The sequence below is a fragment of the Bradyrhizobium sp. USDA 3240 genome, assembly GCF_054063295.1.
This window is the reverse complement of record NZ_JBSSGD010000002.1, coordinates 3,718,818-3,731,499: the sequence shown is the minus strand read 5'-3', so window position 1 is coordinate 3,731,499 and position 12,682 is coordinate 3,718,818. Positions and strand designations below refer to the sequence as shown.

Sequence of the window (12,682 nt, the reverse complement as noted above, 5' to 3'; positions counted from 1 at the left end):
AAAGAGATCAGGATGAATTTCGACGACACCCCGCAGGAGGCCGCATTCCGCGCCGAGGCGAAAGCCTGGATCACGGCCAATGCGCCGAAGCAATACGAAGAAGAGCTCCGCAAGGCCTCGCTCGGCCGCGTTGCGCTCAAGGGCGCCAATATCCTCGAAGTGGCAAAAGCCTGGCAGAAGAAGAAGGCCGACGCCGGCTGGGCCTGCCTGCACTGGCCGAAGGACTATGGCGGCCGCGGCGCCTCGCCAATCGAGCGCGTGATCTGGCAGCAGGAGGAGGGCCCGTTCGGCCGCCTCAGCTCGATGTTCATCATCGGCCACGGCATGTGCGGCCCGACCATGATGGCGTTCGCCGGCGAGGAACAGAAGCGCAGATACCTGCCGCCGCTCGCCTCCGGCGAGAAGGTCTGGTGCCAGCTGTTCTCCGAGCCGGCCGGCGGCTCCGACGTCGCAGGTCTGCGCACCCGCGCCGAGAAGCAGGGCGACGAATGGGTGATCAACGGCCAGAAGATCTGGACCTCGGGCGCGCATTATTCCGACTACGGCATCCTCTTGACCCGCACCGATCCTGATGTCGCGAAGCACAAGGGGCTCACCATGTTCTTCCTGGACATGAAGAGCCCGGGCGTCGAGGTCAGGCCGATCAAGCAGGCGAACGGCGCCTCCGACTTCAACGAGGTCTATTTTACCGACGTGCGCATTCCGGACTCGCAGCGGCTCGGCAATGTCAATGACGGCTGGAACGTGTCGCTGACCACGCTGATGAACGAGCGGATGTCGATCGGTGCCGGCGTCTCCACCGGCTTCCCCGAGCTGTTCGACTTCTGCAACAGTTTGATGCTGGAGGATGGCCCGGCGATCGAGAATCGCGCGGTGCGCGCGAAACTTGCGAACTGGGCGGTGAAGGCGAGCGGGCTGAAATACACCAGCATGCGCGCGATCTCCGCGCTCTCCCGCGGCGAACGCCCGGGACCGGAGAACTCGATCGGCAAGCTGGTCGCCGGTTCGATGATCCAGGATGTTGCGACCTACGCGCTCGACCTGCAGGGCGCCGCCGGCGCGCTGAGCGGGCCCGAGGATGCCGAGGTCGCCGGCAAATTCCAGGCGATGCTGCTGCGCGCGCCGGGCACCCGCGTCGAGGGCGGCACCGACGAGATCATGCGCAACATCATCGCCGAACGCGTGCTGGGCCTGCCCGGCGACATCAGGGTCGACAAGGACGTTCCCTTCAACAAGATCCCGACCAAGGGAAGGGCATAACCGTCGTTCCGGGGCGGCGCGAAGCGGCGAACCCGGAACCTCGAGCCGCATAACCTCTGGATTCCGGGTTCGATGCTCCGCATCGCCCCGGAATGACAAGAAAAAGGAACCGCCATGAATTTCGATGACACGCAGCAGGAAGCCGAATTCCGCGAGATCGCGCGCACCTGGATCGCCGCCAACGCGCCGAAGGAATTCGAGGAGGAGTTGTCAAAATCCTCGCTCGGCCGCATCAGGCTCGCCAAGCACGACATGGTCGAAGTCGGCAAGACCTGGCAGAAGAAGAAGGCGGAGGGCGGCTGGGCCTGCCTGCACTGGCCGAAGGAGTATGGCGGCCGCGGCGCCACGCCGATCGAGCGCGTGATCTGGCAGCAGGAAGAGGGCGTCTACGGCAAGCTGACGCAGCCGTTCCAGATCGGCGAGGGCATGTGCGGCCCGACCGTGATGGCCTGGGGCTCTGAAGATGCCAAGCGCCGTTATCTGCCGAAGCTCGCTGCCGGCGAGGAGATCTGGTGCCAGCTGTTCTCCGAGCCGTCGGCCGGCTCCGACGTCGCGGGGCTACGCACCCGCGCCGAGAAGAAGGGCGACAATTGGGTCGTCAACGGCCAGAAGATCTGGACCTCCGGCGCGCATTACTCCGACTACGGCCTGTTGATCGCACGCACCGATCCGAATGTGCCGAAGCACAAGGGCCTCACCATGTTCTTCCTCGACATGAAGAGCCCGGGCGTCGAGGTGCGGCCGATCAAGCAGGCCAACGGCATGCAGGAATTCAACGAGGTCTATTTCACCGACGTCGTGATCCCGGACAGCCAGCGCCTTGGCGCGGTCGGCGAGGGCTGGAGCGTGTCGCTGACCACGCTGATGAACGAGCGCATGTCGATCGGATCGCGGCTCGCCACTGGCGTGCCTGAAATGTTCGAGTTCTGCTCGAATTTGATGCTGGAAGATGGCCTCGCGATCGACGATCCGGCGGTGCGCTCCAAGCTTGCGAGCTGGGCGGTGAAGGCAAGCGGCCTGAAATACACCAGCTACCGCGCCATCTCGGCGCTGTCGAAGGGTGAACGGCCCGGTCCGGAAAATTCCATCGGCAAGCTCGTCTCCGGCCTGATGCTGCAGGACATCGCGACCTACGCGATGGACCTCGAGGGCGCCGCAGGTAGCCTCACCGGCACTGACGAGGAGCAGGCTAACGGCCAGTTCCAGCAGATGCTGCTGTCGTCGCCGTCCATGCGCATTGCCGGCGGTACCGACGAGATCCTGCGCAACATCATCGCCGAGCGCGTGCTCGGCCTGCCAGGCGACATCCGTGTCGACAAGGACGTGCCCTACAACAAGATCCCGACCAAGGGCCGTTAGGGGAACGTAGGGTGGGTTAGCGAAGCGTAACCCACCATTGGCTATCAACCACGTGCGATAGAGGCGGTGGGTTACGCCTTCGGCTACCCACCCTACGCAGACAATGGGATGCGCAATGGACGCTGCAGTGAACCAACAAGAACGCATTGACGTACTCCAAAGCCTGCTCAACGAGCGCTACTCGGTGCGTGCGTTCCAGCCGCGCGAGGTGCCGCGCGACGTCATCGAGCACATTCTGACGACTGCGCAGCGTACCGCGTCGTGGTGCAACAGCCAGCCCTGGGAAGTCCTGATCGTGTCCGGCGAGGCCAAGGAGCGGTTCCGCAAGGCAATCTATGCCGAGGCTTCGCGCGGCCTCGGCGAGGATTACGATTTCACGCCGCCGCGTGAATATGTCGGGGTCTATCTGGAGCGCCGCCGCGAAAGCGGCTTCCAGCTCTACAACACGCTCGGCATCGCGCGCGGCGACAGGGCGGCGTATGCCAAGCAGGCGCTGGAGAACTACAATTTCTTCGGCGCGCCGCACATTGCCGTGATCCACACCAACGAGCCGCTCGGCATCTATGGTGCGATCGACTGCGGCGGCTATGTCTCGAACTTCATGCTCGCCGCGCAGGCGCTCGGGCTCGGTACCATCCCGCAGGCGGCGATCGCGCGCCATTCCGGCCTGATCCGCCGCCATTTCAACCTGGCCGACGATCGCCGGGTTGTCTGCGGTATCTCGTTCGGCTATGCGGATCATGCGCACAAGGTGAACAGCTACCGCACGTCGCGCGCAACTGTGGCGGATACTGTCACATTTGTGGATGTATAGTTTCCTCAAGGCGGGGAGGCCGGTTCACCCTCCCGCCGAGGACAAGAAGAAACGACAAGAAGAACGACTAGAACAACAATGGCGAATAACGCCTCCCTGACGCCGGCGGAGATCAGCTGGCAACTGCACCGTCTGCCTGCGCTTGAGCGCGACGCGTTCATCGCCGCGCATTATCTGGGACAGCCTGTTGCCTGGAAGACCCGCTTCTTCGACGCGATCGACTGGGGCGCGGGCTCCGTGCTGCAATTCAGCTTCCTCCAACGCGGCTGGCATCGCCATTCGCGGCTCGGCAACCCGATCTATGCCTATATCGATATCGAGCAACATCCGGAAACACGCGGCCTGCGCCGCGGCCTGCGGATCGATCTCGAGGGCACGATCAAGGGCGTCGACTTCGTGACCGGGATTACGCTCACGCTCGACCGGTTCGAGATCCTGCCGGTCAATTTTCTCGACCGCTTCGTCATCGGCTCCGACAGCCGTTACTAGCGGCGGGCGGCGCGGCGGGGCGTCCGCGTAGCGCGCGGCCATCGCGCCTGCCAGCTCGGCCATCTTGTCGCGCAGCTCCTGCGGTTCGATCACTTCGGCCTCGGCGCCGAGCCGCAGCAGCTCGCTCGCCGCATGCCACACTGTCTTGCCGACCGGCATGGTCGCGGTCCGCCAGCCGTCGGGCTCAGTGCCATCGGCAAGCCGCATTCGCGCCCTCACGTAAGGATGGGCCAGCACATCGAACAGTTTCAGCCCCAACGGTGACAGCCGCACTGTGGCTTCGTTCGGATGCAGCTCGGCCTCGAGCCGCGCGATCGAAGCGCGCCAATAGGTGGCGAGATCGAACTCCGCCGGCCGCGCGAACGGCGCCTCCAGCGCGGTGCAATCCAGCACCCGCGCGACGCGGTAGGTGCGGACATTGCCGTCGACCAGGCCGGCGAGATACCAGCTGCCGCCCTTCAGCACGAGGCCGAGCGGCGCCACGCGCCGCCGCTTCTCGGCCTTCCAGCTCTGGTAGCGGATCTCGATCAGGGTCTCGCGCAACACGGAGCTTGCGATGGCGCGCAGATGCTTCGGCTCCTCGGTCTCGCCGAACCAGCCCGGCGCGTCGAGATGGAAGCGCTGCTGCATGCCCCGCGCGTTGGGGCGCAGCTTCTCCGGCAGCGCTGCCATCAGCTTGGTCTGCGCGGCCGCCATCGCGGCATCGAGGCCGAGCGCGGCGGCGGGGCCGGGCAGCCCGGCCATGAACAGCGCCTCGGCCTCGCCCTGCGACAGCCCGTTCAGCCGCACCCGATAGCCGTCGAGCAGGCGATAGCCGCCCTCGGCGCCCCGGTCGGCATAGACGGGCACGCCGGCAGCCGAGAGCGCATCGATGTCGCGATAGATCGTGCGCACCGAGACCTCGCAGGCCTCGGCCAGCTCGGGCGCGGTGACCTGTCCCCGCGCCTGCAGGGTGGTGAGGATGGAAAACAGCCGGCTCGCGCGCATGGCTAGATCATACCTGACACAAGATGTCAGGTATAGGCGGACATAAGGAGGCCATGCGCCCTGATGGCGCAAGGAGATCCGCTGATGACCACCGCTGCCACCACCGACCGCATCACGCTGTATTACTCGCCGCAGAGCCGCGCCACCGGCACGCGCGTGCTGCTGGAGGAGCTCGGCGCGCCCTATGATCTGCAGGTCCTCAACATGAAGGCGGCCGAGCAGCGCAAGGACGCCTATCTCGCGATCAATCCGCTCGGCAAGGTGCCGGCGATCAGCCATCGCGGCGGGCTGGTGACCGAGCAGGTCGCAATCTTCATCTACCTCGCCGATCTTTTTCCGCAGGCGGGTCTCACGCCCGCGCTGGACGACCCGCGCCGCGGCCCGTATCTGCGCTGGATCGCCTATTACGGATCCTCGTTCGAGCCGGCCGTGATCGACCATTTCATGAAGCGCGAGCCGGCGCCGATCACACAATCGCCCTATGCCGATTACGACACCATGCTGGGCACGCTCGAGGCGCAGCTCGCAAAGGGGCCCTATCTGCTGGGCGAAGAGATCACGGCGGCCGACATCCTCTGGGGCATCGCGCTCAGCTGGACCATGATGTTCGGCATCGTGCCCAAGAGGGACGTCTTCGTCCGCTATGCCGAGCGTATCGGCGCACGCCCGGCTTTCATCCGGATATCGAAGGCCGACGACGAGATGGCGGCGCAGCATGCGGCGGCCGCTGGAGTGTGATACGGATCGTGCCGATGGCGAAACCGTTGTACAGCACCAACTGCTTCAACACCCTGATCCGTGTCGCCGAGGATTGCCCGGCGCAGCGCGGCGAGGAGCCGCAGCTGCGTGGCGGCCAGCCGACGGTTGCCGTGCTGCAGTTCCGGATGATCGCAGGCGCGCCCTACAAATACACCTCCGACGACGTCGTGTTCGCGACGTCGTCGGCCGGCCGCGCGCTTGATCCGAAGGCGACGAAGAAGGCGCGCAGCCTCGCCCGCGAGACGTTCTTCTCGCGCGGCCAGGCCTGCATGCGCGCCTCGCCGCTCGGCAAGCGCTTCGGCTGGGGCGTCCATGCCGATGCCGAATGGCCGCATCGCGCTCTTCGCCGTCGACAGCAAGCGCTACCAGGTGCTCGCCCGCGACCCTGACATCGCGCAGACGCGCGCGATGCGGTCGAAGCGGGCGTAGCGCTTTTTATCCTCCCCTGGAGGGGGAGGATCGACGCGAATGAAATGAGCGGCGAGGTGGGGTGATCTCTCCACTCGGGCACTGCCTGCGTTGAGAGATCACCCCACCCCGTCTCACATTCCGCTGCGCTCCATGTGAGCCGACCCTCCCCCTCCAGGGGAGGGTGAAGCATCGGTGCATTTATGCCAAACCCGTCATCCCCGCGCAAAGGCTTCGCCTTTGTCGCTGGAGGTGCGAGCTGAGCGAGCCTCGAAGGATGCACGGCCACCAGCCGGGCCGTCGACCCTTCGAGACGCCGCTTCGCGGCTCCTCAGGGTGACGGTCTTGAGAGTGGGCGCGACGAACTAAAACCTCGGTGCCCGCTTCTCGGCGAAGGCCTTGATGCCTTCCTTGATCTCGTCGCCGCGCATGCTGTCGCGGTGGCGCTGGTCGGCGGCGGGCTCATCCAGCGCGCCGCGGGCGAATTCGTTGATTGCGCGCTTCATACCGGCCATCGCCTTGGGTGCATTGCCGGCGAGGATCGTGGCAAGCTTGTCGACCTCCTCGTCGAGCAGGTCGAGCGACACCATCGCGGTGAGGTAGCCGATCCGCAGCATCTCCGGCGCCGTGATCTTCTGCGCAGTCAGGAACAGCATCTTGGCGTTGTCGACGCCGAGCCGTGCGACGTAGCGCTGGATGCCGCTCTTGTAATAGTGCAGCCCGAGCCGCGCCGCCGGCATGAACATCTCGGCGGTGTCGACGCCGATGCGGAAGTCGCAGGCCAGCGCAAGGTCGGTCGAGCCGCCATAGACGCCGCCATTGAGCCGGCAGATCGTCGGCACGCAGAGATCCTCGAGCCGGTTGACCACGACCTCGAACGCCGAGCCCGCGCTCTGCTGCTCATTGGCGCTCACCGCGCGCTCGGCCACCGAGTTGAGGTCGTAGCCGGCCGAGAACGCGCGGCCGGTTCCGGTCAGCACCAGCACGCGGATCGCCGGATCGGCCTCGATCCGGTCGAACAGCCTGACGAGCTCGCCGAGGTCCTCGGTCTGCAGGCGGTTGAGGTGCTTCGGCCGGTTGAGGCGGATCGTGGCGCGTGCGCCGGCGATTTCGAGCACGGGTCCGCTGGCGGTGTCGGCCAACTCGGCCATATCGGTCTCCATCATTGATTCTCGAGTTCGCGCCGCTTCGCCTCGGCGTCGATGGTCTCGGCGAGATCGGGATGCCTTGCCATCAACAGGCGGAAATCGACGAGGTCAAGCACCAACAGCCGGGTCACCTTGCTGGTCGAGACGCTGGCGCCCCGCTTGGCGTTGCCGAGCAGCGCCATCTCGCCGAAGAACGCGCCTTCGCCGAGCTTCACCTTGCGCCCCGGCAGGTCGACCTCCACCTCGCCGGCGGCGACGAAGTACATGCAGTCGCCGTTAGTGTCCTTGCGGATGATCATGGTGCGCGGCGGTAGATCCATGGTGCGCAGCACCTGGGTGACGTCGGCGATCGCGGCCGGGCCGAGATGCGCGAAGAACGGCACCTTGCTGACGGTCTCCCAGGTTCTCAGAAAATTATCCCGGCGGGTTTCCGCGGCAAAGCCGGTCGCCAGAATACCAGTCCACAGCCCGAACACGCCGAGGCCCGAGATCATCACCATGGCGGCGACGATGCGGCCGAGTGGGGTGATCGGCACCACGTCGCCATAGCCTGTGGTGGTCAGCGTCACCACCGCCCACCACAACGCCGCCGGCACACTGCCGAAGGTCTGCGGCTGGACATCCCGCTCCAGGAAGTATTCGGCGACCGAGGCCAGGAACACCACCATCAGGAAGATCACCAGCACGCTGAGCAGCGGGCCGGATTCCACCACCAGCACGCGCCGGAGCTGGCGCAGGCCGGGAATGCCCGGCACCACCTTGAGTACCCAGAGCACGCCGAGCAGCCATGCGGTTTTCGGCTCGATGCCGGCAAGCAGCGCCAGCGGCACCGCCAGCGCGCCGACCGCATCGACGACACCTGCGCTGGATAGCGCATAGAACCAGAATTTGTCCTGCCGCCGCATGTGCCGCAGACGCACCAGCCATTCGAACACGAAATAGGCAAGGCAGGCCCACAGCAGCGCATCGACCCAGTGCGGGACCGCGTCATAGGCCGGCGCGACCGTCAGCAGCGTCATCATGGCGACACCGACCGTGACCGCAACATAGGCTGCCGTGGTCATGTTGCGGCCGGCGGTGGCGGAAATGAAGCGCGTCAAGGCCGGAAGGACGAGCGGCTTGGACATCGGAACGGAGCTTGCCTGTCGCTGAACTGCTGGAATCGAGGCCCTGCGAATGGCCGAGCCTGTTCACAACGTGCCTCTCCCGGTTGAGGCCGTCAACGCGCAGGCGATGGCGGGATGGTCGCGGCGAGAGGCCAAACATTGGACGAATGGCCTAACCATGTTGGCCCGTTTTTGCGCGCGCGAATGTGAGAAATCAGACAAATCGTCGCTTTTTCACCGTATATCAGGGATGCTGGTCGCCTATGCGACCTCAGCCGGAATGAAGCGACTAATAAGGCGATCTTGTTCACTTCTTGAGAAATTGGTTGGTTTCCGATGGATACCTCACATCTCGCGGAGCACGCCGGCGCCGCCGGCAGTTTCTTCGCATCGATCTTCGTGGTCGCCACGCTGTCGATGCGGACCATGATCCCGTTGCGCGTCTTCGCCATCCTGACCAACATCATCCTGATCGCGACCGCCGTCCCGACCCATAATTACGCGACGCTGATCCTGCATGCCGTGCTGCTGCCGGTGAACACCTATCGGCTGCACCAGATGCTGCAGCTGGTCCGCAGCGTGAAGAAATCGGTCAACAGCGATCTGTCGATGGACTGGCTCAGGCCGTTCACGACGGAGCGCAAATGCACCGCGGGCGAAGTCCTGTTCTACAAGGACGAGAAGGCCGACAGCATGTTCTACATTGTCAGCGGCCGCTTTCGCCTGGTCGAGTCCGGCATCGAGCTGCCGGTCGGCGCCCTGGTCGGCGAGTTCGGTATGCTGTCGCCGTCGAACACGCGCACCCAGACGCTGGAGTGCGTCGAAACCGGCATGGTGCTGTCGGTGACCTATGACCAAGTCGAGCAGCTCTACGTTCAGAACCCGGCGTTCGGCTTCTACCTCTTGCGTCTGTTCAGCGCCCGCCTGTTCGAGAATATCTCGACGCTCGAGCAGCGGCTCGCGCAGCACGCCACCCCACAGGTCGCGGAGCCGAAACCTGCATGAGCCCCGCGACGAGTCCTGGAGGCGCCGCAGTGCCGGATGACGACAGTGTGCTGGCTTCGCTTCGTTACCTGTTTGCCGACATCATCGGCGATGAGGACGAGGGGCCGCCGGTGCTGCCCGACGCCTGCCCGGATCACCTCGGGCCCGCGGTCACCCAGGCCATCGATCTGTTGATCGCCTATCAGAGCACGAGCTACGCCCAGCTCTATATCGACCGGCTCAAGCGTTTCGTCGGCCGCCGCGGCGTTGACGACGCCCTGCTTGCCGAGATCGCGCGGCTGATGGCCGAGCGCATGGCCTATGAGGACGCGATCCGCATCGCGCAGCTCAAGCTCGGCGAAGTCAACGCGGCGGGCGGCCTTGCGGCGCGCTCGGCCGATGACGTCAAGAAACTCCGCCTCGACGAGTTGATCGACGCCCTGCCGGAGATGGTCGCCGATCCGGTGCTTGCCGTGCTCGACCGGCTCGGCTGGCGCCGCCGCCGGGTCTCGATCCGTTTCAGCGCCAACACCCGCTTCAGCGTTCGCCGGCTCAAGATCGAGGCCGGCCTGAAGCGCTGGCGGCTGTTCTCGGGGCGTTACGCCAAGGAGCGGATCTGGGTCGAGCGCTGGCTGCATATGATCGACCGCAGCCTCACCAAGCAGCCGGCCGCGGCCCAGGGCGGTCGCAGAGACCGCGACCATGATCCAGGGCTACGGCGATCCCTATCGCCAGGGTATTGCGGACTGGCACGTGATCATCGACGGGCTGGTCAAGCCGACCTTCGACGGCGTGCTCGCGCTTCCCGATCTTGCCGCCGCGATCACCGAAGCCCGCGCCGCCATCATGCCCGATCCGCGGCAGGCCGCGCTGAAGCGCAAGATCGCCGAGATCCGCGCCCGGGTGCCGGCGGCGTAGAGTATGGACGTCCGGCCTATCCACGTCATTGCGAGCGCAGCGAAGCAATCCATGTCTCAGCATATGCGGAACGGTGGATTGCTTCGTCGCTTCGCTCCTCGCAATGACGCGGAATTAGTCCCGTCATCCTTGTAAGTCTCGAATCGCCGGATCGGATAGAGTGCCCGGTGCGGTAACGGACGGGAGACCGCTTCATCCCAGGGCTTTGAAGCCCGATCCTCAGCGCGGCGCCCCGTCCGTTGTTCCATTGAACCCGAACAGTCGCGAGGGCCGCCTGGCGAGCCCGGTTGCGCAAGGAGGGGTGCAGATGGACGCGATCTACGTTGGCATTGATGTGTCGAAGGACCGGCTGGACGTACATGTGCGTCCGAGCGGGGAAGCCTTTGCCGTGGCGCGTGACGGCAAAGGCTTGGAAGAGCTCGTTGCGCGCTTGCAGGTGATCTCGCCAGCGCTGATTGCGGTGGAGGCAACCGGCGGCTTCGAGACCATCGTCGCTGCTGCGCTGGCGGGCGCTCAGCTGCCGCTGGTGGTGGTCAATCCGGCCCAGATCCGGCACTTCGCGCAGGCGGTTGGTCAGCGTGCCAAGACGGACCCGATCGATGCGGCAGTCATCGCGCGGTTTGTCGAGGCCGTAAAGCCGGAGCCACGTGCCATGCCGGATCAGGAAGCCCGGCTGCTGGCTGAACTGGTCAGTCGCCGACGGCAGATCATCGAGATGATCGTTGCCGAGCGTCAGCGCGAGAAGCGGGCCGAGAATGTCCGCGTCCGCAAGAGCCTTGCCCGCCATATCAAGGTCCTCGAGAAGGAGCTGCCGGAGATCGACAACGACATCGACACGCTGGTGCGCGGCTCGCCAGTCTGGCGCGCCAAGGAGGAACTGCTGGTCAGCTTTCCTGGCGTGAGCAACACCCTCGCGCGGACCTTCCTTGCCGAGGTGCCGGAGCTCGGCGCACTCAATCGGCGCCAGATCGCGAGCCTCGCCGGTCTTGCCCCGTTCACCCGCCAGTCGGGCCGCTGGAAGGGCAAGAGCATGATCGGCGGCGGAAGAGCCAAGCTGCGCGCCGGGCTCTACATGGCCGCTCTGTCGGCCAGCCGATACCATCCGCAGCTCAAGGTCTTCTATCGGCGCCTGGTGACCGCTGGAAAGCCCAAGATGGTCGCCCTCAGCGCCGTTGCGCGCAAAGTTCTCACCACCCTCAACGCCATGCTCAGGGACAAAAAACCATGGCAACCCGCTTGACGAAGAACACAGTCGCTGAGGAGCCGCGTAGCGGCGTCTCGAAGGATCGACGGCCACCAGCCGGGCCGTCGACCCTTCGAGGGCCGCTGAAGGAGCGGCCACCTCAGGGTGACGGTGATGGACTGGTCTCGCGGCGGAAGACCGATCAGTCCCGCAGCAGTTCGTTGATGCTGGTCTTGGCGCGGGTGCGCTCGTCGACGCGCTTGACGATCACGGCGCAGGCGGTGGCCGGACCCGGCTGGCCGTTCTTCAGCGGCTTGGCCGGCAGCGTGCCGGGAACGACGACGGCGTATTCCGGGACCTCGCCGACGAAGATCTCGCCGGTCTCGCGATCGACGATCTTGGTCGAGGCGCCGAGGAACACGCCCATCGACAGCACCGCGCCCTTGCGCACGATCACGCCTTCAGCGACCTCTGAGCGCGCGCCGATGAAGCAGTCGTCCTCGACGATCACGGGCTCGGCCTGCAGTGGCTCGAGCACGCCGCCGATGCCGACGCCGCCGGAGATGTGCACGCGCTTGCCGATCTGGGCGCAGGAGCCGACCGTCGACCAGGTGTCGATCATGGTGGCTTCATCGACATAGGCGCCGAGATTGACGAAGGACGGCATCAGCACGACGTTGCGCGCGATGAAGGCCGAGCGGCGCACGATCGCGCCCGGCACGGCGCGGAAGCCGGCGTCGCGGAAGCGGTTCTCGCCCCAGCCCTCGAACTTCGAAGGCACCTTGTCCCACCACGACGCCTTGCCCGGACCGCCGGGAATGGCGCTCATGTCGTTGAGGCGGAACGAGAGCAGCACGGCCTTCTTCAGCCACTGATTGACCTTCCACTTCCCATTGGCCTCGCGTTCGGCGACGCGGGCCTCGCCCTTGTCGAGCAGCTCCAGAGCGTGGTCGACGGCCTCACGGACCTCACCCTTGGTCGACGTCGAAATGCCATCGCGGGCGTCGAACGCGGTGTTGACGGTGGTTTCGAGGGCGGACAGCGACATCGGGACAATCCTTGGGCGTATCGGGGATATGACGGGAATTTTGCAGGGCTTTTTCGGGATTTGGGGCTGCGGAGTCAAGGCAAACTGCCGCCGCAGAGCGACCTCTCTCCTCCGTCGTCCCGGCGAAGGCCGGGACCCATAACCACAAATCTCGATTGGGTTGCATGCTGTGGCCCCAGCGTGCCGCATCGCTAATATTCGGGGTAATGGGTCCCTGTG

Annotated in this window: 11 protein-coding genes and 2 pseudogenes; 9 read left to right on the top strand and 4 right to left on the bottom strand. The window is 65.4% G+C overall.

Translation table 11 applies throughout. From position 1 onward, the window contains the following. Nucleotides 1–12 precede the first annotated feature (12 nt). The 3 genes from ACVIGA_RS18375 to ACVIGA_RS18365 all read left to right on the top strand — a co-directional run bounded on the left by ACVIGA_RS18375 (nt 13) and on the right by ACVIGA_RS18365 (nt 3,433). A complete protein-coding gene (locus ACVIGA_RS18375) occupies nt 13–1,260 on the top strand; it encodes an acyl-CoA dehydrogenase (RefSeq protein ID WP_456667453.1) in 1,248 nt (415 codons plus the stop codon). Nucleotides 1,261–1,374: 114 nt separating this feature from the next. Next, nucleotides 1,375–2,619 carry an acyl-CoA dehydrogenase gene (locus ACVIGA_RS18370; RefSeq protein WP_456667452.1) on the top strand — a complete coding sequence of 415 codons (1,245 nt, stop codon included), beginning with the start codon at nt 1,375–1,377 and terminating at the stop codon, nt 2,617–2,619. Nucleotides 2,620–2,734: 115 nt separating this feature from the next. Further along, complete coding sequence (locus ACVIGA_RS18365; protein WP_456667451.1) at nt 2,735–3,433, top strand: nitroreductase; 699 nt, start codon at nt 2,735–2,737, stop codon at nt 3,431–3,433. A gap of 507 nt (nt 3,434–3,940) precedes the next feature. Here the strand turns inward: ACVIGA_RS18365 and ACVIGA_RS18360 are convergent. Further along, nucleotides 3,941–4,909, bottom strand: a pseudogene (locus ACVIGA_RS18360) (helix-turn-helix transcriptional regulator); the annotation flags it as partial. Between the two features lie 84 nt (nt 4,910–4,993). Here ACVIGA_RS18360 and ACVIGA_RS18355 point away from each other — a divergent pair. Genes ACVIGA_RS18355 through ACVIGA_RS18345 form a run of 3 tightly spaced genes read left to right on the top strand, consistent with a single transcriptional unit; the run spans nt 4,994 to nt 6,097 of the window. Continuing rightward, on the top strand, nt 4,994–5,647 hold the full coding sequence (locus tag ACVIGA_RS18355; protein WP_456667450.1) for a glutathione S-transferase family protein: 654 nt from the start codon (nt 4,994–4,996) through the stop codon (nt 5,645–5,647). A 14-nt stretch (nt 5,648–5,661) separates the two neighbouring features. After that, nucleotides 5,662–6,057, top strand: a complete 396-nt coding sequence (locus ACVIGA_RS18350; protein WP_456667449.1) for a DUF6157 family protein — start codon at nt 5,662–5,664, stop codon at nt 6,055–6,057. Continuing rightward, entirely contained in the window at nt 6,038–6,097 is a 60-nt protein-coding gene (locus ACVIGA_RS18345) for a hypothetical protein (RefSeq protein WP_456670838.1), read from the top strand. The genes ACVIGA_RS18350 and ACVIGA_RS18345 overlap by 20 nt, the downstream gene beginning before the upstream one ends. 344 nt (nt 6,098–6,441) lie before the next feature. On the opposite strand, the gene ACVIGA_RS18340 is transcribed toward ACVIGA_RS18345, so the two are convergent. After that, on the bottom strand, nt 6,442–7,227 hold the full coding sequence (locus ACVIGA_RS18340; RefSeq protein ID WP_456670837.1) for an enoyl-CoA hydratase/isomerase family protein: 786 nt from the start codon (nt 7,225–7,227) through the stop codon (nt 6,442–6,444). 11 nt (nt 7,228–7,238) lie between these two features. Beyond that, nucleotides 7,239–8,351 (bottom strand): cyclic nucleotide-gated ion channel, encoded by a 1,113-nt coding sequence (locus ACVIGA_RS18335; RefSeq protein WP_456667448.1) that lies wholly within the window; start codon nt 8,349–8,351, stop codon nt 7,239–7,241. 315 nt (nt 8,352–8,666) lie between these two features. Here ACVIGA_RS18335 and ACVIGA_RS18330 point away from each other — a divergent pair, with 315 nt between their 5' ends. The 3 genes and pseudogenes from ACVIGA_RS18330 to ACVIGA_RS18320 all read left to right on the top strand — a co-directional run bounded on the left by ACVIGA_RS18330 (nt 8,667) and on the right by ACVIGA_RS18320 (nt 11,472). Then, on the top strand, nt 8,667–9,335 hold the full coding sequence (locus ACVIGA_RS18330; RefSeq protein ID WP_223966309.1) for a Crp/Fnr family transcriptional regulator: 669 nt from the start codon (nt 8,667–8,669) through the stop codon (nt 9,333–9,335). Further along, a pseudogene (locus ACVIGA_RS18325) lies at nt 9,332–10,232 on the top strand (DUF6537 domain-containing protein). Before ACVIGA_RS18330 ends, ACVIGA_RS18325 begins: the two are co-directional and overlap by 4 nt. 307 nt (nt 10,233–10,539) lie before the next feature. Next, nucleotides 10,540–11,472: an IS110 family RNA-guided transposase gene (locus ACVIGA_RS18320; RefSeq protein WP_456667350.1), complete on the top strand. Its 933-nt coding sequence runs from the start codon at nt 10,540–10,542 to the stop codon at nt 11,470–11,472. 145 nt (nt 11,473–11,617) lie between these two features. Here ACVIGA_RS18320 and dapD read toward each other — a convergent pair whose 3' ends face one another. Then, nucleotides 11,618–12,463: a 2,3,4,5-tetrahydropyridine-2,6-dicarboxylate N-succinyltransferase gene (dapD, locus tag ACVIGA_RS18315; RefSeq protein ID WP_097674394.1), complete on the bottom strand. Its 846-nt coding sequence runs from the start codon at nt 12,461–12,463 to the stop codon at nt 11,618–11,620. Between the last annotated feature and the right edge of the window lie 219 nt (nt 12,464–12,682).